Source organism: Dyadobacter sp. HNCC25DJ183 (genome assembly GCF_056895175.1).
Genome location: NZ_JBXHAP010000003.1, coordinates 421,713 through 444,660 on the forward strand (window position 1 = coordinate 421,713; position 22,948 = coordinate 444,660).

The 22,948-nt window shown below is 46.5% G+C and carries 21 protein-coding genes; 8 read left to right on the plus strand and 13 right to left on the minus strand.

The features are described 5' to 3' along the window. The first annotated feature begins 152 nt into the window (after positions 1-152). The 5 genes from AC1XTG_RS09240 (at position 153) to AC1XTG_RS09260 (ending at position 6,886) form a co-directional block, all read left to right on the plus strand. Positions 153-3,077: a gluzincin family metallopeptidase gene (locus AC1XTG_RS09240; protein ID WP_484841750.1), complete on the plus strand. Its 2,925-nt coding sequence runs from the start codon at positions 153-155 to the stop codon at positions 3,075-3,077. Beyond that, complete coding sequence (locus tag AC1XTG_RS09245) at positions 3,005-3,745, plus strand: hypothetical protein (RefSeq protein WP_484841751.1); 741 nt, start codon at positions 3,005-3,007, stop codon at positions 3,743-3,745. Before AC1XTG_RS09240 ends, AC1XTG_RS09245 begins: the two co-directional genes overlap by 73 nt. 50 nt (positions 3,746-3,795) lie before the next feature. Then, entirely contained in the window at positions 3,796-4,944 is a 1,149-nt protein-coding gene (locus AC1XTG_RS09250) for a T9SS type A sorting domain-containing protein (RefSeq protein ID WP_484841752.1), read from the plus strand. A 153-nt stretch (positions 4,945-5,097) separates the two neighbouring features. Beyond that, positions 5,098-5,523 (plus strand): response regulator, encoded by a 426-nt coding sequence (locus AC1XTG_RS09255; RefSeq protein ID WP_056289418.1) that lies wholly within the window; start codon positions 5,098-5,100, stop codon positions 5,521-5,523. A gap of 25 nt (positions 5,524-5,548) precedes the next feature. Next, on the plus strand, positions 5,549-6,886 hold the full coding sequence (locus tag AC1XTG_RS09260; RefSeq protein ID WP_484841753.1) for a sigma-54-dependent transcriptional regulator: 1,338 nt from the start codon (positions 5,549-5,551) through the stop codon (positions 6,884-6,886). Positions 6,887-6,890: 4 nt separating this feature from the next. Here the strand turns inward: AC1XTG_RS09260 and AC1XTG_RS09265 are convergent, their stop codons facing one another. From AC1XTG_RS09265 to AC1XTG_RS09275, 3 genes are all read right to left on the minus strand, one after another. Beyond that, entirely contained in the window at positions 6,891-7,292 is a 402-nt protein-coding gene (locus AC1XTG_RS09265; RefSeq protein WP_484841754.1) for a PIN domain-containing protein, read from the minus strand. Then, positions 7,282-7,512 (minus strand): hypothetical protein, encoded by a 231-nt coding sequence (locus AC1XTG_RS09270; RefSeq protein ID WP_484841755.1) that lies wholly within the window; start codon positions 7,510-7,512, stop codon positions 7,282-7,284. The genes AC1XTG_RS09265 and AC1XTG_RS09270 overlap by 11 nt, the downstream gene beginning before the upstream one ends. Positions 7,513-7,652: 140 nt before the next feature. After that, positions 7,653-9,560: a CocE/NonD family hydrolase gene (locus AC1XTG_RS09275; RefSeq protein WP_484841756.1), complete on the minus strand. Its 1,908-nt coding sequence runs from the start codon at positions 9,558-9,560 to the stop codon at positions 7,653-7,655. A gap of 177 nt (positions 9,561-9,737) precedes the next feature. Between AC1XTG_RS09275 and AC1XTG_RS09280 the strand changes: the two genes are divergently transcribed. Both AC1XTG_RS09280 and AC1XTG_RS09285 read left to right on the plus strand, forming a co-directional pair. Next, entirely contained in the window at positions 9,738-10,223 is a 486-nt protein-coding gene (locus tag AC1XTG_RS09280; protein ID WP_484841757.1) for a response regulator transcription factor, read from the plus strand. A gap of 121 nt (positions 10,224-10,344) precedes the next feature. Further along, entirely contained in the window at positions 10,345-10,878 is a 534-nt protein-coding gene (locus AC1XTG_RS09285) for a DUF4199 domain-containing protein (protein ID WP_484841758.1), read from the plus strand. Positions 10,879-10,913: 35 nt separating this feature from the next. Here the strand turns inward: AC1XTG_RS09285 and AC1XTG_RS09290 are convergent, their stop codons facing one another. Genes AC1XTG_RS09290 through AC1XTG_RS09300 form a run of 3 tightly spaced genes read right to left on the minus strand, consistent with a single transcriptional unit; the run spans position 10,914 to position 13,726 of the window. Beyond that, complete coding sequence (locus AC1XTG_RS09290) at positions 10,914-11,918, minus strand: T9SS type A sorting domain-containing protein (RefSeq protein WP_484841759.1); 1,005 nt, start codon at positions 11,916-11,918, stop codon at positions 10,914-10,916. Positions 11,919-11,968: 50 nt separating this feature from the next. Next, positions 11,969-12,664 carry a T9SS type A sorting domain-containing protein gene (locus AC1XTG_RS09295; RefSeq protein ID WP_484841760.1) on the minus strand — a complete coding sequence of 232 codons (696 nt, stop codon included), beginning with the start codon at positions 12,662-12,664 and terminating at the stop codon, positions 11,969-11,971. Between the two features lie 9 nt (positions 12,665-12,673). Further along, positions 12,674-13,726: a hypothetical protein gene (locus AC1XTG_RS09300; RefSeq protein ID WP_484841761.1), complete on the minus strand. Its 1,053-nt coding sequence runs from the start codon at positions 13,724-13,726 to the stop codon at positions 12,674-12,676. Between the two features lie 183 nt (positions 13,727-13,909). On the opposite strand from AC1XTG_RS09300, the gene AC1XTG_RS09305 reads away from it, so the two are divergent. Next, the gene (locus tag AC1XTG_RS09305; RefSeq protein WP_484841762.1) at positions 13,910-14,788 is read left to right on the plus strand and encodes an AraC family transcriptional regulator; all 879 of its coding nucleotides are present in this window, start codon (positions 13,910-13,912) and stop codon (positions 14,786-14,788) included. 194 nt (positions 14,789-14,982) lie between these two features. Here the strand turns inward: AC1XTG_RS09305 and AC1XTG_RS09310 are convergent, their stop codons facing one another. The 7 genes from AC1XTG_RS09310 to AC1XTG_RS09340 form a co-directional block, all read right to left on the minus strand. Continuing rightward, complete coding sequence (locus tag AC1XTG_RS09310; protein ID WP_439559724.1) at positions 14,983-15,354, minus strand: DUF983 domain-containing protein; 372 nt, start codon at positions 15,352-15,354, stop codon at positions 14,983-14,985. Between the two features lie 122 nt (positions 15,355-15,476). Beyond that, on the minus strand, positions 15,477-16,058 hold the full coding sequence (locus AC1XTG_RS09315) for a chemotaxis protein CheB (protein ID WP_484841763.1): 582 nt from the start codon (positions 16,056-16,058) through the stop codon (positions 15,477-15,479). Next, entirely contained in the window at positions 16,040-16,849 is an 810-nt protein-coding gene (locus tag AC1XTG_RS09320; protein WP_484841764.1) for a CheR family methyltransferase, read from the minus strand. Before AC1XTG_RS09320 ends, AC1XTG_RS09315 begins: the two co-directional genes overlap by 19 nt. Before the next feature lie 9 nt (positions 16,850-16,858). Beyond that, the gene (locus AC1XTG_RS09325) at positions 16,859-17,221 is read right to left on the minus strand and encodes a response regulator (RefSeq protein WP_484841765.1); all 363 of its coding nucleotides are present in this window, start codon (positions 17,219-17,221) and stop codon (positions 16,859-16,861) included. Positions 17,222-17,247: 26 nt separating this feature from the next. Continuing rightward, positions 17,248-20,850, minus strand: a complete 3,603-nt coding sequence (locus AC1XTG_RS09330; RefSeq protein ID WP_484841766.1) for a response regulator — start codon at positions 20,848-20,850, stop codon at positions 17,248-17,250. Positions 20,851-20,858: 8 nt separating this feature from the next. Continuing rightward, the gene (locus AC1XTG_RS09335) at positions 20,859-22,454 is read right to left on the minus strand and encodes a response regulator (RefSeq protein ID WP_484841767.1); all 1,596 of its coding nucleotides are present in this window, start codon (positions 22,452-22,454) and stop codon (positions 20,859-20,861) included. 102 nt (positions 22,455-22,556) lie between these two features. After that, on the minus strand, positions 22,557-22,811 hold the full coding sequence (locus AC1XTG_RS09340) for a hypothetical protein (RefSeq protein WP_484841768.1): 255 nt from the start codon (positions 22,809-22,811) through the stop codon (positions 22,557-22,559). Positions 22,812-22,948: the final 137 nt, after the last annotated feature.

Below are 22,948 nucleotides of genomic sequence, written 5' to 3' on the forward strand. Positions count from 1 at the left end.
TTTCAATAGTTACATTTCGATCGTGCTACAAACTACTACCAGGCCTCGATCCGGTGAATAACCAGGTTGAGGCCGTTTGTACGTTGCTAAAATCAAAGTGTTGGAAGCGGGGGTATTATGGCTGAGTTTTTCAGCTTAATATATCCCCATCTATGAACAGAATTTTACGATTCCCTCCCTGGCAGGCGTGCGCTGTGCCGGTTACCCTAATCCGGCTTTTCTTGTTTTTGGTGCTCTCAATTTCGGGAATAAGCACGGTCTATGCGCAGGACGAATCGGTCAAGCCGCCTTCTTACCCGAAAGTGAACTATGACCCATTGCAGCCACCACCACCGAACAAATTTGGGGTGCTTTATAATTCAACGAACTACTGGGTGCAAGTACCTACCCAGTACTATGGCATGCAGGGTGTCTGGCTGACAGCCTATTTGCCGTACATTGAAAACGAATATGATCCCACTCAGCCTGCAGTACCCTTTGGTAATTACTACACTACCGGCCTGGCTCTTCGTTCACCACGGGATCCGGCAAAGGAACTCTGGGCACCCATTGAAATCACAGGTATTGAAGATGGCGATACAGAAACTGCCATTGAGTACCCTTTTGCTTCCATTTTGAATTCCGGCGCGCCACCAGCGGTTTATAATGGATCGTTCGGTTTGTTATCGAATCTCAATGAGGAAGGTAATCCGATAACGCCCAACCCCATTCTGTCCACTTACGGAACCAGCGCATTGCATATTGCACAGCGTTTTACAAAATTCACGCACACCTTCCTGGGGCATGATGGGATTGATAAAGAGGGCTATTGGCCTATTGAGATCGTACTTCGAAAGAGCTCCTTACCGGATATTATTGGTGAGAGAGTCACTTTTAATACTGAAACTCTGAATGGCATATCGCTGGTATCGAGGTCTGATCTGGCATATTTGTTGTCAAACGAGCTTGCTATTGCGCATTTACCTGGTGAATTGAATAAGGCTAGCGAAGCATTCTATCTCACGGGTGTGTTAAGTCAGGTGCTGAGTCTGGCATTTGTTAACTGGGAAGACCCCCAAAGGAAATTTACGAATCCCAACTGGGCACCGGACAAGGAAGATGTATTTCCCGCAGGCTACCCGGTGTCCGTGCCTTTTGATAATCCGAAGCAACATGATCTACCCAGTACTTATAAAGGAACATTCTGGGTAGATGGTCTTGACCCAATGGGTCGCAACTCTGCCGTGGGCAAGTACCTTTTTTATTTGCTCAACACTGCTAGAACCGGGTATCCTGATGATGATATTTCCAAGGGCTTGTTCGTCACAGAGCCCCTCATTCCCGGAGACAAACACGCAACTTACGAGCTGGCACTGAAACTCTTCTATGATGCGCTGGTTCCTGGATTGAATGCAAATACCACTTATTCAGACTTCAGGGTATTACTACTTAAAGCCGCAGTATTGAACGGGCATCCGGTAGGCTCGCCGGTTTACAAGAGGATCATGACAGCATGTTACGCGGTTGGGATAGGCAAGAGGCCTTACACCAGCAATGCGGATTGCGCGGTTACCAAAGAGGCTGAAAGCTGGTTTAATGGCCCGGTAACATTCAGTGCAAAAGAGGTAACATTAACAGAAGATCCAAATAGCGCACGCGCGGTTTTGTTGGTTGATTGTTCCACCGGCGGCCTTATTGAAACGGTCGAATACGACCCGCTAGCTCCTGATGGTCAGTCCTCTTTCATAAACTTAAATCCGCAGCAAAGTCAGCTTTACGGCAAGGATCAAAATCTGTTGAAATCGAAGGTAGGCGTGAGTGTTCATGCTTATTCAAGTAAAGCAAAAAGTTGGTTCATGACTAAATTCCAGCACTTAGGAATGGACGGAACTGGGAAGGTTGGTTTGACTAATACAGTTGGTGACCCTTCGGGCGACATCTCGGAATTATGGCATTATGGGAATTATGCTTATCTGTTTTATCCATATAAACCTTCGTCGGCGTGTAGAGACGAAATATTCAGGACTTATGCTCTCTCATTACAGTTATGCAGAGACTTTCCGGTTGCAATGGATGTAGAGAGGGATTTGGATGCGAGAACAATCATGTCAGGCCTTGCTAATATTTTCGCTTTGGAAATCAAGAAAGATGAGGAGCGCGAAAAGCAAAATCCTGATGCCGAAAGTATATGGACGCTCTTTGAGGAAATATCACCTTCTACGCCCATGACCGACTTTTCTCAGCCAAAGCTTTACGATCAGCCGACTGTTTATCATGGAGCGAACTGGAGTAATACCAGCCCCAAACATAATGCAGGCTTTCTTCAATTCTTCTACTACTTACTTGTGCACGGAACAGAAGGCCCTACTGGATACACAAATGACGAGCCCGGTAGTTTAACCTACTTCGTTAATAAAATGCCCAGAGAACTTGCATTGCGTGTGCTCTGGGCTGCATCACGGGCTGTTTCGTACAATGCAGGCGTCGAAGAGTTCCGCCAGGCAACTATGACTGCATTGCACGCCTATCCTCAATACGGTCCCAAATCAAAGGAGCACATTACGCTCTTTGATGCTTGGGCAACGGTTCTGGAATTGCCGGATTATGCGTCAACCTTGGCACATTCGCCGGAAGATGATGCAGTGGCATACCCTTGGCCGGTAAAAGTTGGTGTTGAATCAGAGTATCCGTTGTACGAGAGCTACCGGCTTTTTGAGGTAAGCGAAAGTGCCACGTTTAGTGAGAGTGAAGCACCTGTCTACAGATTTGTGAGCAACCAGGCGCCCGAGTTAATGACCAGTATGACTTACGGGTTAATTAATTTGGAGCCAGGGCACAGATACTTCGTTCGTTCACATTTGGCCGACGGACCGGGAGCGCGGGGACACTGTGCTGGAACAAATGATCCAAAGTTTTGTGAGTCACTGCTCAACAAGAAAAAATGGACTTTAACTTATCCTTTTGCCACAGACCATATCCCGGCAGTTACAGTATCGCAGCCATTACAGGCAGCCATCGTCCCAGCATGGAGTACGCTGTTCACCTTTGGAAGTACGCCTGGGCTGCTGGTTATGACATCCATGTGCTGGATGATATAAGTCCCGTCTCCGGGCATCTCATTCCCGTAGATGAACCTTACGATGAAGACAAGCTTGTTATAAATACGGAACTCGCACTTTCGAAACAGAAAAGTTATACTTATAAAGTAGCTGCGAAACAAAAGCTTGGCTCCGAATGGGCAGTTCACGTTTTACCAAATGGAATGATTGTCAATTTTACAGATGAGGAGAAGAATAACTTCCCGACAATTTATGGAGAATGGAGTAATTCGATTTGGTTTAAGACAGATCTGCCGACAATCCCGTTGTATTCCCCAGCTAACTATGCCGAAGTTCCGCTATTTGGTGAGGATATCCGTTTGATGGCTGGTAAACTCAGTCCTAACAGTGCGGACTACTATCAATTGTATGTAAAAGATCCGCTATACCAATCTCTTGCACAGGACACGTCAGCCACCTTCACTGATTTTACGCTTCACATCCCAGACTTATTGGAGCTCAATAATGACAAAGAGTATAAATGGGCCATTATCCCAAAGAAGAATCCAATCGCTCCTTTTATTTTATATGAGGAAGAGGGGGCAGTATCCGAGTGGTTCCACTTTACTACCAAGGCCGAACTTGCGCCCAAGCCGGATCTTGATCCGCTTACGTGTGTAAATGCAGGACAGGGGTACAGATATCCTGGAAGCCAATTGCGGGCGTAAAAGCTTACCAGTATAGCATTTTCGATCCATTATTTCAGAAATTTATTGTTATGGATAGAGTTGAGGGAGATACAAAATCTCCTGTGATAAGCAATGCTTCAGTTTATCCAGGCCCATACCTTCGCAGTGTCCGCGGAGCTATCAAGAATTCCGATGGTGTATGGTTGCTTGGACCTGCAGCATCAGCGTTTTACTTTATTCTTCCACCCAGCCCGTCAAACCTTATTCCTAACAATGTCAATGGAGTGCAGCTGGGAGCCAATAACTCTGTTCAACTTACGTGGACAATGCCGCCAGGGGTTACTAATGTGCGTTTATTTGCAAAAGTAGAGGGTGGCTCAACACTGGTTGACACCGAAGTATCTGGAAGCACTTTTACCCTAGAAAACTTACCTTTTGATAAGGATATAAGTTGGTTCGTTTCTTCGATAGGTTCAGATAAATCATGCGAGACGAAAGAGGTTAGCGCAGTGTTTCATACCGAAGGAGAACCAATTGTCCCCGAGCTCAACTTCAATTTCAGTCTTTTGTGTTTCGATAGCTTCGGCTTACCAGGACCTGTCGCCGATTACAACCTGGTAATCCGCGATCCGAATGGAGATGTAGTATTCAGTAAAATGGGCTTAAAGTCGCACTTTTCTAATCCGAAAGGAGTACTCCCCCTGGCAAATGGTATTTATAATGTAGACGCAGTAATTACCAAAGCTGATCCGATTTATCTAAAAACGTCCGAAATGGAGGGGGCTGTCGCCCTTCAAACACAGCTATGGGATAAAGGTGCTGCTAATCAGGAGTTGGACTCAGATGCGCAAGGTCATTTTTTTGAGCCAGTCACAAACCTCCAATTTCACTTTTTATTTGAAGTCGATCTGACGGATCATACCGTTCATCATCGTGCAGGTGCGGGGCAGACAACCAAAAAAGCTTTGCGGGTATATGGTTTTGAGGTGAAATACCCGGAGCTTGAAATGACGGTCTTCCCTAACCCAGCCAGCAATGATGTGGAGCTTATGCCTGGGGTTTACAAGAATGGGCAGCAACACCCACTGCACATATACGACCAGCACGGCAGGGCTGTCCTTGACGTCAATTGGGAGGGAGAGAAGCTTGATATCTCCAAGCTAATTGATGGTACATATGTTGTTAGGGTAAGACGCGGTGAGTTAATGTTCACCCAAAAGCTTATCATCAAAAAATAGCTAATGCTGAATTTTAGCTTTTCTTAAGAAAACCAAGCTGCTCTCTTATAAGCAGCTTGGTTTCTAAAAGCATTGCGTGGTGGAAATGTCGGATTGGTATTGGATTGAATAATTGCGATATTTGCCGACATCAATAGCCTTAAAATATCCGGCATGTCAGTAAGAGGACCGATCATTTCTATCGAAGACGACGTTGACGATCAGTTTCTGATCCAAAGCGTAATCGAAGAATTGAACCTTCCCAATAAGCTTATTTTTTTTGGGAATGGGCTGGAAGCGCTTCTATATCTTGAAACAACCCAAGAACAACCATTCATCATCATTTGCGATATCAACATGCCGGTAATGAACGGACTTGAACTAAGAAATCGCATTGATGAAAATGAATTTTTGCGAAGAAAGTCAATTCCATTCGTTTTCCTTAGTACTGCCGACAATCCCCTGGTGATTGAAGCAGCCTACGATTCCACCATACAAGGCTTCTTCAAAAAAGAGGATAGTTTCACAGATCTTAAAAACCGCCTCAAGATCATTTACGATTACTGGCAGTGCTGCCTTCACCCTAACAAACACGCCTGAGTAAGTCCGCTAAGCTCTGTTTAACATGAAGAAAATACTCATCATTGATGATGAAGAAAAGTTAAGAGGGCTGATCGCACGGATCGTCACATTTGAAGGATTCGAAGTTTTAGAAGCAGGTGATCTGAAGTCAGGATTGAAGCGGCTCGATCAGTCCGACATTGATATCTTACTTTGCGACGTAAAGCTGCCGGACGGGAATGGTGTGGATTTTATAACAACTGTCAAGGATAAATATCCACTCATCGAGGTAATCCTGTTGACGGCATACGGAAATATTCCAGATGGTGTGCAGGCTATTAAGAATGGTGCATTCGATTACATAACCAAAGGTGACGACAACAACAAGATTATTCCTCTTGTTCACCGTGCTATTGAAAAGGCAGAGCTGAACAGGCGGGTGTATCAGCTGGAAAAGCAGGTAGGCGAGAAATACTCGTTCGACTCTATCATAGGGAAGTCTGAAAACCTGCTGCAAAGTATCGCCTTGGCCAGAAAAGTAGCTCCGACTGATACGACTGTCTTGCTATTAGGAGAAACGGGTACGGGTAAGGAGGTTTTTGCGCAATCTATTCACCAGGCAAGCAGTCGGTCTAAAAAACCTTTTGTGGCTGTCAATTGTTCCGCTTTTGGAAAAGAACTCCTCGAAAGCGAAATGTTTGGCTATAAGGCTGGTGCTTTTACAAGTGCGGTACGTGATAAGAAAGGGCTATTTGAAGAAGCACATAACGGTACTATTTTCCTTGATGAAATCGGTGAGCTTGCGTTGGAACTGCAAGCGAAACTGCTCCGCGTACTTGAATCTCATGAATTTATCAAGATAGGAGACACGCAGCCGACCAAAGTAAATGTGCGCGTAATCGCGGCAACCAACCGCGACCTCACTAAGGAGATTGAATCGGGTAATTTCAGGAGTGATTTATACTACAGATTGTCCGTTTTTCAGGTCAACATTCCAGCGCTGAGAGATCGAAAAGGTGACATAGAAGCGTTGGCGAAGGGTTTTGCAAGTATTTATGCGTTGAAAGCAAATAAGAAAATAACTTCTCTCTCTGCGGATTTTATAGCTGCCCTGCAAAGAAACCGCTGGACAGGCAATATCCGTGAGCTGAAAAATATCATCGAACGCAGCGTCATTCTCACAGATGAACCAGTTTTGGGAACAGAAACACTTCCAGCGGATTTGCTGCAAGAACGTACCAGTAGCTCCAAAAATCTCTCTGCCTTTTCACTTGCAAGCGCGGAGAAGCTACATGTGCAAAAAGTCCTGAATTATACAAAAGGCAACAAAGCAGAAGCTGCGCGCCTTTTAGAAATCGGCATTGCGACCTTGTACCGGAAGATTGAAGAGTATAAACTCTAACTTCCTAAAAAGGATTGATAATGGTCAGTTTGTTTTCAATTACCAGGCCGTTCTGCATATCTTCTGAATAGAGTATGGTACAATCTGCTTCCAATGCTGAGGCAATGATCTTGGCGTCAAAAGGTTGCAGCATGTATCTGTCAAAAAGATATAATGCGAGGCTGACCACATGATCGGTTTCAGATTGCATAAAAGTACTTGAAACAAGCTCATTCACGAACCTGAAAGATTTTTCCCGATCTAATCTGAGTTTCCGGAGACAGACATTAAAGCATTCAAAAACCACTTGCGGACTGATAAACGGCAATTCGAAGATAATCGAGGAGGCAATCTGTTTTTTAGGGCTATCGGGCAAGTCTAGCAGATATAAGGCAATGTTGCTGTCAATAAAGATTTTATCTCTCATTGGCTTCATCCCTGTTAAATCTATAATGGCTCAGATCCACCTGAATGCTATCAAAAAATCGAATTGCTTTTCGCGCGGCGGCCTTTTTAGCAGCATAAAGCTCATCTGTATTGCTGTCGAGCTCAAAGGCAATTACTTCAATGCCTTTATGCAAATATTCATCTGGCAGCCTTACCATGAGGTCTTCTGAATGCTCGGCTACAAATACTTTCCTATACATAATGTCAGCGTAGATTCTAGTTTAAATATAACAATAACAATCATCAAACACACATTCTTCCAACGTCTGGTCGACAATCGTGACGTGGGACTCGCCTAGGAATCTAGGAAACCCATTCCCAGCAAAAACGATTTCAACCATCACTCCAAAACCCGCACACCGACGTACGAAGAGCTGCTTCCAGAAAGATAAATCCGGTGATTCGCTTTCTTGAAATCTTTCTCGGAAGCTTTGTAAATGTTGACGAACTGCTGCGGATTGCGGTCGACGAGCGGAAACCAGGAGCTCTGCACCTGTACCATTATTTTGTGCCCCTTCTTGAAGCAATGTGCCGCGTCCTGCATGTCGAATTTCACATGTTCGATTTTGCCCGGAACCAGCGGCTCCGGCTTGGAAAAGCTGTTCCTGAACTTGGAGCGCATTACTTCACCCCGAACCAGCAGCTGAAATCCGCCCATTTTCATGTTCGGATTGATCGGACTGTCATTGGGTGCATCGCCCGGGTACACATCGATCAGCTTAACCACGAAATCGGCATCAGTACCTGTGGATGAAATAAAAAGATCCGCAAAAACATTACCAGAGATCGTTACATCCTGTTCCAGCGGAGCGGATTCGTACACCAGCACGTCGGGCCGGGTAGCAGCAAAACGCTGGTCTTCATACATGTAATCGGAGCCGCGGATAATGCGTATTTCGGAAGTGTAAGGAACGGGTTTGGCTGGGTCGCTGGTGTATTCGTGAAAAGCAGGTTTCGCGCCGACTTGCATAGTTGTCATTGTGGGTGTAAACGATAAAGTGCCATCCGGATGGAAATACAGTTTTTTGTCAACAGTGTTTTTCGGCGGCCATTGATCGTATTTCTTCCATTGGTTTGAACCCGTTTCGAAAATGTGTGCTTTCGGCAATGCAGGATCAGGCTGGTCTTTTAAGAAGTGATTGAAGTACGGCAGCTCGATTTCCTTCTGGTAGAATTCACTGGTATGGGCACCAAAACGAATATTTCCGAGCGACTCGCCCGTACCCCGCGCCCAGCCACCATGAATCCAGGGTCCCATTACGAGCAGGGTCGGCGACTTGGGTTTGTTATTTTCAATTCCCTGGTAAGTTTTCAAAGGTCCGTAAAGATCTTCCTGATCAAACCAGCCGCCTACAACCATCACCGCAGGTTTTATATTCTTTAAATGCGGCACCGGCGTGCGCGCTTTCCAGAAATCATTGTAGGTTTCATTTTCCATCATCTGATTCCAAATGCGGTTCTGGTTTTTGAAGATCTTTTCGTTCACATTTTTCAGCGGACCCAGTTTCTTGTAGAACTCGTAAGAATCCGGTGTTCCATAAGCACTGAAAGCAGGAGTGCCTTTCGGAGTGGGGGCCGGCCGCGGCGCTCCATAGGAAGAAAGGAATGCAAATGTGCCCATCAGGAAAAAAGCGCCGTTGTGATGGCGGTCGTCACCCATAAACCAATCGGTCACGGGGGCTTGTGGCGATGCTACTTTCAATGCAGGATGTGCGTCGACGGCGGTCATCGTCGCGTAATACCCCGGCGCCGAGATACCCCAGCTGCCCACTTTTCCATTATGATGTTCGATATTCTTGGTCAGCCAGTCGATCGTATCGAAAGTGTCGGAGCTTTCGTCAATGTCAGTTTTTGATTTTTTGTTTGGTATAAATGGGCGGTAGGCTTCAAAGTCACCTTCCGACATATACTTGCCACGTACGTCCTGGTAGACGATAATATATCCGTCGCGCGCAAAATGCATGCTCGGGCCGATCGCCAGCTTGTAAAGTTCTTCACCATAAGGCGCCACGCTGTAAGGGGTGCGATTAAGCAGGATCGGATATTTTTTCTCGGCAGAAATGTCTTTCGGGACGTAAATCGAAGTAAATAGGCTGACACCGTCCCGCATTGGTACCATCCGCTCCATTTTCGTATAATGTTCGCGGATATAAAGTGAATCCTGCGACACCGAACTCTGGCCAGAAACTGTCTGTGCTGCGATGCTAAGAACAAAAACGATAAAGCAGGTGAGACGGTGGTGGGTCAAGCCCGGTAACCAGTTCAATAGGGTAGAAGCATTTTTCAAAATCAGGAGTGTAAAGGTTGGTTAGCCAATTTAGCAATATTTGGCAAAACAGTGCAGCGATCCGGTTTTTGCTTGAAGAAAGAAGTAGCGCAAGCGTCTCAAATACTTTATGTTCTGATTTGATAATTCGCTTATTCCGTGATAATAACGTCAACGCGCTCCTTTGTTCGCCGGCACAGCCAGACTATCCTCTACGGTATTGTACTTGCTCTGCTGCTTTTCCTGTTGAAGTGGCTGGAACTGCGGTTTTTAATCATTCATCACCTTATTGAAATTTACATAGGGGGAGTTGCGCTCCTTTTTACCGGACTAGGGATCTGGCTGGCGATTAAACTCACGAACCCGAAAGTGCGTACCGTTGTCATTGAAAAGGAAGTTTTTGTAAAACCGACCGAAACCTTCGCGCTCAATGAAGCGGAGGCGCTTCGCCTTGGGCTTAGCAAGCGGGAGTTAGAAGTGTTGGCAAAAATCGCCGAAGGTTCAAGCAACCAGCAGATCGCCGATCAGCTTTTTGTTTCAGTCAACACAATCAAAACGCATTCATCCAGCCTTTTTGACAAACTCGAAGTAAGGAGCCGCATTCAGGCTGTGGAAAAGGCCAGGAGACTAAGATTGATTCAATAATATTGGCTAGTACTTTGGGATGATATGACTTGCGTTTTGTATCAAATCACCCGAAAGTATGAGAGGGAAATGCGTTGATTAGCACACTTTTGCAGCATCACCAGTTCTTAATTTTTTTGATATGAAAAGAATTATCCTCATCTGTGGCCTGATCTCCGGCGCAATCGTCTCCACCTTTATGGTCGCCAGCACGGCGGCTTGTTATGAAAACGGGAACTTCGAAGGCAGTATCCTTATCGGCTATGCTTCCATGCTCCTGGCATTTTCACTCATTTTTGTAGGTGTGAAAAATTACCGTGACAAGTACAACAATGGTACAGTCACATTTGGTAAAGCATTTAAAATCGGGCTGTTGATTACAATGGTTGCCTCGACTGTATATGCATTGGTTTGGCTGGTGGATTACTATTATTTCGTCCCCGACTTTATGGATAAGTACGCGGACTTCACAATACAGCAGAGCGAGCGCGAAGGTGCAACTGCGGCTGAACTCCAGGAGGAAGTAGCAAAAATGAACGAGTACAAGGAGATGTATAAAAATCCTTTCGTAATCCTTCTGATGACCTACGCCGAAATCCTGCCCGTCGGACTGATCGTGTCATTGCTCTGCGCATTGATCTTAAAAAGAAAAGGTCACGCAACCGAAGCTGCCTGACCTTTGTATCTGCTGCAATCTGAATTTAGACGGAGCTACATTTTTACAATTTGCTGGGTTCTGATTCCACCATCCTGTCGGGTAACTTTAATGTAATAAGTCCCGACAGGGTATTTTCTAAAATCATATTCACGCGAACCGGGATCGCTTCCGGCTTTGCTGTTATTCATTGGAATGACATTTCCCTGTTTGGTAACTAACTCCACGGATTTAACTTCGTTCCAGTTATCAGCCTGAATGAGTAGCTTTTCGGTGAGCGGATTGGGATAGAAACTAACAGCCATATCACTTTCAAAATCGAGTACCACAATTTTGCTATGCGTGTAAGTTCCGTCAAAATCCACCATTTTAAGTCGGTACAGGTTTTGTCTGTTAGCTGGGGAGTTGTCCGTGAAGGTGTAGGTACGTTCCGCTTTACTGTCACCGGCAGCCTGCACCTTCCCTATCGCATTCCAAACTTTACCTTCTACGCTCCTTTGCACTTCGAAGTAGTCGCTGTTGATTTCGTCTGATGTGCTCCACGCGAGCTGCGCTTGTCCGCCTTCTTTCAATGCCTTAAAGCTGACAAGTGTAACTGGCAAAACGCTATTTGCATTAGTTGCAGTAATGCGTAAGAAGCTGTTGTTTAAACCCGTGAAGTTGCGTGACACCATGTGTATCGCCTTGTCGACCGTGCTTCCGGTTGTAGTAACATACTTCTCATCAGGGTTAAAATAGGCAATCTGCAGATCATCTTCTGTATTCCCGTTCAGGTTGCCAGTCAGGTAAGTCAACCCGACTAAACCGGAAAAGCCGGTAGGTTCATTGAATGTATGAACCTGCAGAATACTCGCAGTAGGATCACCAACGATTGCGTCCGTAGATCTCGTAAGTACTTTATTGCTCCACACCGTATTATTAAACGTCGGCCGTAATACAAGACCATGAATGGAAACAGTAGTATTCGCTCCGATGAAGAATTGATTGCCGGAGGAGAACTGGGCGTGAAGACTTGTGCTGGTCAATATTGATAAGGCGAGAATCTTTGCAATAGCTTTCATATAAATAAGAAAGTTGTATGTGAATATCAAGGAATTTGACAATAGCCTTTTCAAGGCTGCACAACCTGTATCGTCTTGTTCCCCGCCACAGATTCAATGTTGAGCAGGAAAGAGCCGGTGCCGGGTAGCAGCAGCTGCTCTTGCGTTTGGGGCTGTGTGATTTGCTTTACTTGCCTGCCTGTCTTGTCAAATAGCGTAAGTTTGAAGCTGCGCTCGGGGATGGTGGCGGTTACTTTTCCGTCTTTTACCGGGTTGGGGTATACTGTAAAGCGGTCGAGACTTTCATTGTGCGGGATTACTCGGATGATCTTGCTGAAACTGAATTTTTCATCAAAGTCAACCTGTTTCAAGCGGTAATAGCTTGTAGTTGCCAGCTCGCTATCAACAAATTGATATATGTTCCTGGTCTTCGCATCACCAGCCCCATCGACCCAGCCGATGTTTTCAAAATGTACTGCGTCTGTGGCTTTTTGAATTTCAAAACCCTTGTTGCCATATTCTTCCGCAGTTTCCCATTCCAGTTTTGCCGAACCTTCGGCCGTGAGCGTACCTTCAAAGCGGATCAACTTGACCGGAAGTGGCGAAAGGCTGGAAAAAGAATTGATGCTTCCCAGTACCCATTCCAGACTGACGCCGCCTGACTGGTTGTAATTAGCAGCCGCATAAATGCCAGCAGGCGAAATGGACTGCGCCTGTGCAGTCAGGCCAATAAGCAATGAGCTAACGGTGAGGTATATGTTTTTCATTTTTAATAATTATTTAATTAGATGCGCATTGAAATAGGCTGTCCTGCTTTGGGTAAATAAATCGAGATAGCCTTGACCAAAGTAGAAGATGTTTACAAAGAGCTGGTCATTCTTAAGAAGCTTAAAATCTCTTGAAATTAGAATTTCATTATTTGAATCATTGCCACTGGCAGTTGAGATGTTCGTTTCTACTCCATTTCGCAGAAGCATAAGGCGGATTTCACAATCGCCAGCGTCCTGCGGTGAAATAAATGCATCGAGGTGGTACAATCCTTCTATGGGCACAGTAAATGTACTCGCAGGAGATTCGTTGTGCAGTGTGAAAGAATTGCTCAAATCGTAATCTTCGCTCGCGAAAGGAATTCGATATATTTCTTGTGACGGAACTACCTGCCCGCCTTCGCCCTTAATTCCAGAGGCTGAGAATGCAACCGGTCCCTGCCAAGTGGCTTCACCAGTCGCGTCACTTGTCAAAACTTTACCAGCACCAGGCACTTGGCCGGCTCCGAATATCTTCATGAAACCTTTAACTTGAAGCGCATAACCATTATCGCTCTCGGCAAATATTCCCGTCCCAACACCAGAAGAATAACCTTTAATTGCTGTTGCGCCACTGCTACCCTGATAATTTTGAATATTGAATGCAGTGTTTGTTGAAACTCCATGTGAGTAAGGGAGTTTCAATCTTGACAAGATCTCCCAGTTAGGTGAAACGTGAGTTCCTGTGTTCTGGTAAAATCCGACACCACTTAAAACATTGCCGTTCTTATTGTAAACAAGCAGACCAGTGGCCGGGTTGACTATCGTTGCGTTATCAATCGAACTTTGCAATTCAACCTGCGGGATGAGAATACCTTTATTGGTACTCTGGATATCCAACGCAGCACTGTTGTGAGGTGTTGTAGTGTTGATCCCCACTCCCTGTGCATTCGCTTGTTCGTAGCCAGTGCTTAAAAGAAGCGCTGCAACATAGTATTTGATGTATCCGATTTCTCGGATTTGCTGTGGACGAACGCATGCTAAGCGCTTCCATAAAAAAGTAAGTAGAGATAGATCGTTCATAGTAGTTTTAGATATAAGATTTGGCTAATAGATGCTGTGAGTAAATATGCAATTGCTATCGTTCGCTGAGAAGGCGTATTGATCCTGAGGTAGCTTTGAAGAATCTATCGGTGAGCATATATGGAAGACTGCGTTTGAAACCCCGATTCTCCCTAAATTGCTGCATTTACAAACCCCAGCATTTTGGCATTGTCACGCTCCACTTTCCCCCGTCTCGACATCGGCCCGCTTTCGGAGTACCGGGCGGAGGATTTTATGATCAGCCGGTTTTCTGAATACCTCGAAGAACATCAGAACCTGGTGTTCCCGCACCGGCATAGCTTTTACCACCTGGTACTTTTTACCAGTGGCGCAGGTGAGCATATCATCGATTTCAACCACTTTCAGGTCGCAGCCGGACAGATTTATTTTATGGTGCCCGGTCAGGTGCACGACTGGCGTTTCGAAGGTGAGCCGGAGGGTTATGTGGTCAATTTTTCAGAATCGTTCTTCCAGTCTTTCCTGTTGCAGCCCGATTACCTCGATTTCTTCAATTTTCTGAACAGCAGCGACAGCCGGAACAATGTCTTACAGCTCGATAAATCCGTTTTCGGGAAAGTGACAGGTGTCTTTGAAGAGTTGTTGGAACAGCAGCAGGGAGCGGCTTTGTTCCGTAAAGATATGACGCGCGTTTTGCTGTTACAGCTATTTTTCCTTGTAGCAAGGAATGAGCCTGCGGGGCTAACCAGTGGAAAACCAGTACCTCGCAACCCGGTGATCCGGGATTTTCAAAAGCTCGTCGACAGGCATTTCAGTACCATCAAGCAGCCGGGCGCTTACGCCAAACTCCTCAACATTACACCCAACCATTTGAATGCATTGTGCAAAGAACACCTGGGTGTACAAGCAGGCGAAATCATCCGCGCGCGCATTGTGCTGGAAGCAAAAAGGCTGCTGATCAACCTCAACCTCAGCATTTCACAAGTAGCCGACCAGCTCCATTTCAGCGACAATTCCTATTTTACCAAATTCTTCAAAAAAGAAACCGGGCAAACGCCGGAGGGGTTTCGGGGAGGAATTTAAGGGAAGGGATGGATGGAGGAAACTTGCTTTGTCACCCTGAGCGGAGTCGAAGGGAATGCGACAACGCCCTTCCCTTCGACTCCGCTCAGGGTGACAAAAAAAGGCGACATCGCTCATCCTTCGACCGCCCGGCAGCCCGGTCCGCTCAGGGTGACAAAGCTGTTTTCATTTTCGCACTTCATTCATTCACTCATTCAAACCTCCGCAGCTGGCTTGATAAACAGTGCCAGCCAGGAGCGGCGGGCAAGGCGGTAGAACCAAGGGGTTAGGATGACCAGGATGGGAATGATTGCGAATAGGAAATAATCGAGGTATTGTTCGAAAAAGTTGACGCAGATGAGGAATGCGATCACCATGAAGGCGACGTAAAATGCATAGCTCATGTACAACGCACCCTGGTAAAAGCCCGGTTCGGGAACCAGGTTTTCGCCGCAGTGCGGACAATGCTTGTGCATCTTTTCAAAGTTTTTGAGATCGTAGGCGCTTTTGCTTACGAAAAAATCACCCACGCCGCAACGGGGACATTTATTGAAAAAAACGCTATATAGTCTGTTATGCCTGGCCATGATCGTGCTGTTTATCAGGTGAAGGGGGTACCAATTGTTTACCCTACAAATTTCCTCAGAAAACCCTTTTGAAAAAATGACAGAAGTTACCTTTTATGGTAAAAATCAACGATTGTAAAAACTCATTCCAGGCCGTTGATGAAACCTGCGAGTCCGGCAATGTCAAGTGTGTAGTCGACGGTACCGGCGGTGATAGCGTGCTGCGGCATGAAAGGCATTTGTGCGGTATCAGGTTGCTGGGCTACGGTCCGGCCGCCTGCGCGTTTTATGGAAACCAAGCCGTTCGTACCGTCTTCATTGGCGCCTGACAAGATAATACCGGTAGTTGCTGCACCAAAAACATCAGCTGCTGATTCAAATGTCACATCGATGCTAGGTCGGCTGAAATTGATTTTCTCGGAGTAGTCCAGCGAGAACGTGTGGTCATTTTCAATGAGTAAGTGGTAGTTGGCAGGAGCGAGGTAAATGCAGCCGGGCACGATCGGGTCTTTGTCTTCTACTTCGACAGTTTTGTTTAAAGTCTTGCTTCCGAGCAGTTCCGTCAGCGACGAATCGCCCGAGTTGCGGCGGTGGAGTACAAGTACAACAGGGAAGGGGAGATCGGCTTTGAGCCTGGGAAGAAGCTTGAAAAGCACTTCCAGACTTCCCGCAGAACCTCCGATCAGGAGCAGCCCGCAATGTCGTGCTACATGATTTTCTTCCATATCTTCTCGCGGTTCAGCTGTTTGAACTTGTTTTGTACCACAGAAAATTTCAGTGTTTCCTTTGTTCCGAGCGCCAGGTAGCTCAGCGGAGCAAGACTGGCATCGAACAGTTTGAGCACCCTGTCCTGCAACTCTTTATCGAAATAGATCAGGACATTGCGGCAAAGTATCAGGTCAAATTCATTAAATGAGCTGTCTGATACCAGATTATGGGTCGAGATAATGATCTTCTCCGCAAGCTCCTTGTCAAACTTGGCCTGTCCGTAATTGGCTGTATAATAACCCGAAAAATCCCTGGTGCCGCCTGATGCAATGTAGCTTTCCGAATATTGTTTCATTTGCGAAAGCGGAAAAATGCCCTTCCTTACTTTTTCCAGCACGGTAGGGTTCAGGTCAGTTGCATACAGCAGCGACTTACGGAGCAGTCCCGCTTCTTTCAGCAGGATCGCCATTGAAAAAACCTCCTCACCCGTAGAACAGCCTGCATGCCAGATCCTTATAAAAGGCTTGGTGCCCAGCACCGGCAGTATATCCTCCCTCAATGCTTTATAAAAAGTAGGATCGCGGAACATTTCCGTCACATTCACGGTGATCTCTTCAACAAACCTTTTCAGGTAATCGGGATCGTTTTTGACGCGGTAACGTAGTTCGGCAAAACTTGGGAATTTATCGAGCAGGCAAAGCCGCTCAATGCGCCTTTTCAGAGAGGCGCGGGAGTAGCTGGTGAAATCATATCCGTACAGATCGAATAGGTCCGTCAGCAGCAAGTCGATATTTTCATCATCAATCATTTTCCACACTTATATATCTTCCAGCAGCACCAGCAATTTGTCAACATCAATCGGTTTTGAAATATAAGCGTCGGCCCCGGCTTCCAGGCATTTCTCCCGGTCGCCTACCATAGCCTGCGCAGTCACCGCAATCACGGGCGTTCCCTTCCGTTGCTCAATGCGCTTGATCAGCGGAATCGCCTCGTATCCGTCCATTTCGGGCATCATCATGTCAATCAGTACTGCATTCACAACCTCGTCGGTTTTCAGCAGTTCCAAAGCTTCCGGCGCCCCGGTACTCGACACACAGTCAAATCCTTTCGCTTTTAAAGTAGCCTTTAAAGCAAAAATATTCCGCGCGTCATCATCAATTATCAAAACCCTTTTTTTCATTGTGGAGGTAAGAAACGTTCGCTCATTCAAAATTTCTCATAAAGCCAAACCCGCAGCAGCGACATCAGCTGGTCGATATCCACTGGCTTGGTAATGTAATCCGACGCGCCTGCATTGATACACTTTTCGCGGTCGCCGGTCATTGCTTTTGCCGTCACAGCGATTACAGGCAGGTTACGCCATTTCGGGTTTTCGCGAATGCGACGCGCTGTTTCGTAACCGTCCATTTGCGGCATCATCATATCCAGCAGCACTACGTCGATTTCGGGATTGTCGTCCAGCTTCGCCAGCGCTTCTTTGCCGTCGAGGGCGGTTACTACATTCATTTTGTAGTTTTCAAGCGATTTTGACAGCGAGAAGATGTTGCGCACATCGTCGTCGGCGATCAGTACCGTTTTGTTGCTCAGGATCTCACTCAATCCACCCAGCTTTTTCTGGTCGGACGAGCGTTGCGTCGACTTCTTGTTCTCTTCCACCACGTGCAGGAACAATGAAACCTCATCGAGCATACGTTGGTAAGAATGTGCCGTTTTCACGATAATGGAGTCCGCGTACTGTTTGATACGCAGCTCTTCGGACATGGACAGGCTCTTTCCGGTGAAGATGATAATGGGGATATTTTCAAGTCCCGGGTTTTTCTTGGCTTCTTCTAGGGCGTCGTAAGCCTTTTTATCGGGAATGCCCATATCAAGGATCACGCAATCGGCTTCATTGTTTTTTAATGCAGAGATACCTTCCGACAAGTCGCTTTTCAGTTCCGAGTTAATATCAAATGTGCCAAGGAAATAAGCCAGCGCCTTGGCGTGCATGGAGTTATCTTCCAGGATCAGCACTTTTTTAGATTTTTTGCTGATCACATATTCTATCTTTTTGAACACCTCCTGCAACTTGTCGATCGCCATTGGTTTGTCAATGAAATCGATCGCACCCTTCATCAGGCTCTCGTTTTTCATTCTGTGCGACGACATGATGTGCACCGGAATGTGCCGCGTTTCAGGGTCGCTTTTCAGCTGGTCCATTACATCCCAGCCGCTGATTATCGGCAGCTGAATATCCAGCAGGATACCGATCGGCTTGAAGGTTTTGGCAAGTTGCAAGCCTTCGTCACCTCTCACTGAAACAATCCCTTTATAACCATGGCGACGGGTATAGTCGAGCAGCGATTTGGCAAAGAATGTATCGTCTTCAACGATCAGGATCGTTTTATCGCCGGATTGGACCGTATTCCGGTCATCGGAAATGCTTTCGGGAATGATCGTGCTCACAAACCGGTGGTCTGTTTCAGGTACAGCCTTTACAGGAAGCGTCTCTTCTTTCACGGTTTTGAAGAAATCATCTTCTTTCTCCTGAACGGCATAAACGGCAGCTATCGGGATAATGACCGTAAACTCGCTTCCCTGATTTTCAATGCTGGTAAGCGCAATCTCGCCGCCGAGCAGTTTCACCAGCTCGCGGCTGATCGAAAGTCCGAGTCCGGTACCTCCGTATTTCCGTTTGGTTGAACCGTCAGCTTGCTGAAATGCTTCAAAAATGTGCTTCTGCTTCTCAGGCGCAACCCCGATACCGGTATCTTTTACCTTAAAGCTCAACATATTGTCATTGCCTTCATGCAGCCTGATCTGAACTTCGACGTAGCCTTTTGCAGTAAATTTCAGCGCATTGGAGATCAGGTTTTTCAGGATCTGTTCCAATCGCATCTTATCCGTTTCAATCACCACCGGAACTCCCTGGCCAATGTTAACGGTAAAGTCAAGTCCCTTTTCGCGAGCCACGGGAGCGAACATACCTTTCAGGTCATCGGAGATTTCCTTGATAGACACATTCACATAATCCAGCTCCATTTTGCCGGCTTCAATTTTAGAAAGGTCCAGGATCTCATCGATCAGCCCCAGCAATCCATTGCCCGAAGACTGGATCACGGTAGCATACTCGATCTGCTCGTCGGTCAGGTTCTTATCGTCGTTTTCAGATAACAGCCTGCTCAGTAGCAGGATGGAGTTGAGTGGCGTGCGCAGTTCGTGCGACATATTCGCCAAAAACTCTGATTTATACCTTGTTGTCAGTTCAAGCTCTTCCGCTTTTTTGACGATCTCTATATTTTTCTCTTCCAGCAATCCGCTCCGCTCTTCCAGTTCCTCATTGGTCTGCTGCAATTCTTCCTGCTGCACGCGGAGTTCCTCTTCCGAAGCCTGCAATTTCTGCGACTGTGCTTCCAGTTCTGCGTTCAGGTTTTCCAGTTCATTGTGCTGCGTTTGCAGTTCTTCCGCCTGCGCCTGGGTCTCTTCAAGGAAGTTCTGCAGTTTCAGGTAATCCAAAGCAGAATTCACGCTCGTGCCAATCGCTTCCAGGTTGTTTTCCAGGAACTGTATCTGCAGCTCATCCGGATTTTTCAGGAATGCGAGCTCGATCACGCCAATGCATTCATACGCATAGGAAAGCGGCAGGATGACAACAGCCGCAGGACTCACATCGCCGAGGGAAGATGTAACGCGCAGGTAGTTGGCGGGCACGTCGTTGACGAACATCGGCTTTTTACTTTCAATCACCTGTCCGGCCAACCCTTCGCCCGGAGTAACCATTTCCGGCGCGCTTTTCACAGCATAGGTGCCTGTCAACCGGTAATTCCAGTCATTGTCGATAATGTAAATGGTACCCAAACTAGCCCCCGAATAGTCTGCAAGGGTGTTCAGCAAATTGGCGGTCAACTTTTTAAGGATCCGCTCGCCCCGTATCGCATCGCTGATCTTTACAGATCCCGTTTGCAGCCAGTTTCTGCTGTTCAGGTCATTAAATGTTTGTTCCAGAGAACTGGTCATATTATTGAGCGCCACAGAGATGCGGCCAATCTCGTCTTCGGATTCGTCGGTGCTGCGCACAGTGTAGTCACCGTCTGAAACCTGCTGGGTAACCTCCTCAATGTACCTGATCCGCCTCTCCGTCTCCGCGTATTTCCTGTTTTCAAGCTCCTGCAGGGCAATGCGTTTGTCCATATCATTTTTGATACGGAAGTATGCAAATACCGTGATCATAATAGAAATGAGCGCGGCAATGATCAGCAGGATAGGAGTGTACTTAATGTAAATCTGTTGTTGTTCGAGGCGGTCGGTCAGTATCGCTTTTTCTTCGTCTTTGATATGCTCGGTTGCAAATCTCAGATCGTCCATTACTTTCTTGCCCCGCAGCATTTCACGCAGCCGCGCCTCGGTATCCACGGCAAAACCGGGATTCTTGCGCGTCATATCTATGATATTCTGCATTTGCCCGAATTTCGCTTCATAAAGCGCCTTTACTTCACGCAGGTATTTTTGCTGGGCAGGATTGTCAAGGGTGAGTTCCGACAGGCGGTTGTAGCTGCGGGTGGTTTTTTCATAAGCCCCGTTGTAAGGTTCCAGGAAAGTCGGGTCAAGTGTCACCAGGAAACCGCGCTGCCCTGTTTCCGCATCCTTCATGTGCGAAATGATCGCCTCCGCTTCCAGCAGTACTTCATTGGTGTGATTAACCAGCTCTGAATTGTTGATCAGCTTCTGGGTACTGTAATACGACGCCAGCAAACTGAAAATCAGCAGCAGGGTTGAAAATGAAAATACGATCTGAAGCTGCTGGATAATAGAGTTAGAAGTTTTTCTCATAAATGCGTTTACTTGTTTTCAAGGGTTGTTTCCTGTGATGTTTGCTGGACAGCGGGCAATACCAGAATAAACCTGGCACCTTCGTTTTGTGTGCTCTGGGCGGATATCAGCCCATTGTGTTTGTCCATGATCTTTTTGGCAATAGCGAGCCCTATACCCGTGCCTTCGTAGCTGTTGAGGTTATTGAGCCGCTGAAAAATGACAAAAATCCGGTCAAGGAATTTCTCGTCAAATCCTATTCCATTGTCGGCGATCACGATCCTGCAAAAACCACCGACCGGAGAGGGTTCGGAATGCACATCTTTATGTTCAATGAGCTCGGCGGTGATGGTAATGCGCGGCGGCACGTCGGGTTTGGAGAATTTCAATGCATTACTGATCAGGTTCTGGAATACCTGCCTGATCTGGCTTGGAATAGTATCAATCAGCGGCAGCTTGCCAATGGAGATCTCTGCATTCTTTTGCAAAATAATTTCGTCAAAGTCCGACAGCAGATCACTGATGAGCATATTCAGGTCGGTAAGTTGGAAATTTGCTTTGACAGAAAGCCTGGAATAATCGAGCAAGTCGCTGATCAGGCGCGACATTCTTGCCGAAGAGTTGATCGACCGGTTGAGGTAAGAGGTCGCCTCTGCATTGTCGTTCAGGTATTTATCTTTAATCAGATGACTGAATGTCTGTATCTTCCTGAGTGGCTCCTTCAAATCGTGGGATACTACCCAGGCAAACTGCTGCAATTCGTGGTTAGTGGTTTCCAGCTCTGTGTTCTTGTCCATCAGTTCCTTCGTCCTCAGCTCAACCTTATGTTCCAGCAGCTCGTTGGCCATTTTTTGCTGGTGGATATCTGTAAATGAACCAACCCAGCGCACGATGCCGGTACCCTGGTAAACCGGGATGATCTTTAAAAGAAAATATCTGTAGTCGGTAGTCCCAAGCTGTTTAAGCCGCGCTTCTGTTGAAAATTCCTGTCCGTTGCGGAAGCATTCTTCCCATCTCTCCCAAAACTCATCTTCCGGATGCGTTTCGGGGAACACCGCTGCATCTCCCGAATACTGAAACCAGTGTTCGTTCACATACTCGATTTTCCCATCCGTTTTGACAGTAAATGCAATCTGCGGTAATGATTCGAGGATAAAACGCAGCTCCTGCATGCGGGAAGCGAGCTCATCCTGGGCGTTTTTACGAATGTCAATTTCCTGCCTCAGCGATTCCTGAATCGCTTTCAGCTCCTGCTGCTGCTCATAAAGCCGCACAAACGTTTTTACTTTCAGCAAAAGAATGTCAGGATCGACAGGCTTTGTGAGATAATCGATCCCGCCCGACGCATAGCCCCGTGTGATAAAACGCTTTTCGGTATTTACGGCAGAGAGGAAAATAATGGGGGTGTCTTTGGCCCGGCCAAAACCGGAAATAGCCTCGGCGACTTCAAATCCGTCCATGCCGGGCATTTGAACATCCATGATAATCACGGAATAATTGTTGTTGAGCACCTTCTTCAAAGCCTCCTCACCAGACTCAGCCGAGTCTGTTTTAAAATCATGTAATTCCAGGATTTTCTTTAGAGGTAGAATGTTTTCCGGCCTGTCGTCGACAATCAGGATCATAGTAAAGGGTAAAGGAACAAAAAGGAGCGCGCGTGTGACTTTTGGTATACAAAAATCATACCTAAATGCCCTATCTGCGCAAATAAGCCATTTTTGACAACATTATGAAGCGGTTTCCTCCCGAAGTGTTTGCGCAACCAGCAATTTCAACTCTTCCACCCATTTTTGCACCGTAATCATCGGGTGAACGTACGGTGTTTCAAAATCCTCAACAATAGACGTTTTGCCTTTTTCCTTCACAAGCCTGATCAGCTCTTCCACCAGATAATCCTGTGAAGAATCAAATTCCGTATCTTCATTAGTCTCTGCTGTTTGTTCCAGGAATGCGGCCAGTCTCAGAAGTTCTTCTTGTGTCATAGCAATTCAGTTTGGCGTGTAGGGTATGATGCTGGGGAAAAATCTCCCGGGCTCCACGGTTCTCGCGTGGCATAATTTTATAGCAAATTGCGTACTAACAGCTCAGTCGGGCAACAAAATGCTGTTTTCCACAGCTA

Coding starts and splice junctions, on each gene's coding strand:
- AC1XTG_RS09240 (WP_484841750.1), top strand. CDS start 153: ATGAACAGAATTTTACGATTCCCTCCCTGGCAGGCGTGCGCTGTGCCG.
- AC1XTG_RS09245 (WP_484841751.1), top strand. CDS start 3,005: ATGGAGTACGCTGTTCACCTTTGGAAGTACGCCTGGGCTGCTGGTTAT.
- AC1XTG_RS09250 (WP_484841752.1), top strand. CDS start 3,796: ATGGATAGAGTTGAGGGAGATACAAAATCTCCTGTGATAAGCAATGCT.
- AC1XTG_RS09255 (WP_056289418.1), top strand. CDS start 5,098: ATGTCAGTAAGAGGACCGATCATTTCTATCGAAGACGACGTTGACGAT.
- AC1XTG_RS09260 (WP_484841753.1), top strand. CDS start 5,549: ATGAAGAAAATACTCATCATTGATGATGAAGAAAAGTTAAGAGGGCTG.
- AC1XTG_RS09265 (WP_484841754.1), bottom strand. CDS start 7,292: ATGAGAGATAAAATCTTTATTGACAGCAACATTGCCTTATATCTGCTA.
- AC1XTG_RS09270 (WP_484841755.1), bottom strand. CDS start 7,512: ATGTATAGGAAAGTATTTGTAGCCGAGCATTCAGAAGACCTCATGGTA.
- AC1XTG_RS09285 (WP_484841758.1), top strand. CDS start 10,345: ATGAAAAGAATTATCCTCATCTGTGGCCTGATCTCCGGCGCAATCGTC.
- AC1XTG_RS09290 (WP_484841759.1), bottom strand. CDS start 11,918: ATGAAAGCTATTGCAAAGATTCTCGCCTTATCAATATTGACCAGCACA.
- AC1XTG_RS09295 (WP_484841760.1), bottom strand. CDS start 12,664: ATGAAAAACATATACCTCACCGTTAGCTCATTGCTTATTGGCCTGACT.
- AC1XTG_RS09300 (WP_484841761.1), bottom strand. CDS start 13,726: ATGAACGATCTATCTCTACTTACTTTTTTATGGAAGCGCTTAGCATGC.
- AC1XTG_RS09310 (WP_439559724.1), bottom strand. CDS start 15,354: ATGGCCAGGCATAACAGACTATATAGCGTTTTTTTCAATAAATGTCCC.
- AC1XTG_RS09315 (WP_484841763.1), bottom strand. CDS start 16,058: ATGGAAGAAAATCATGTAGCACGACATTGCGGGCTGCTCCTGATCGGA.
- AC1XTG_RS09320 (WP_484841764.1), bottom strand. CDS start 16,849: ATGATTGATGATGAAAATATCGACTTGCTGCTGACGGACCTATTCGAT.
- AC1XTG_RS09325 (WP_484841765.1), bottom strand. CDS start 17,221: ATGAAAAAAAGGGTTTTGATAATTGATGATGACGCGCGGAATATTTTT.
- AC1XTG_RS09330 (WP_484841766.1), bottom strand. CDS start 20,850: ATGAGAAAAACTTCTAACTCTATTATCCAGCAGCTTCAGATCGTATTT.
- AC1XTG_RS09335 (WP_484841767.1), bottom strand. CDS start 22,454: ATGATCCTGATTGTCGACGACAGGCCGGAAAACATTCTACCTCTAAAG.
- AC1XTG_RS09340 (WP_484841768.1), bottom strand. CDS start 22,811: ATGACACAAGAAGAACTTCTGAGACTGGCCGCATTCCTGGAACAAACA.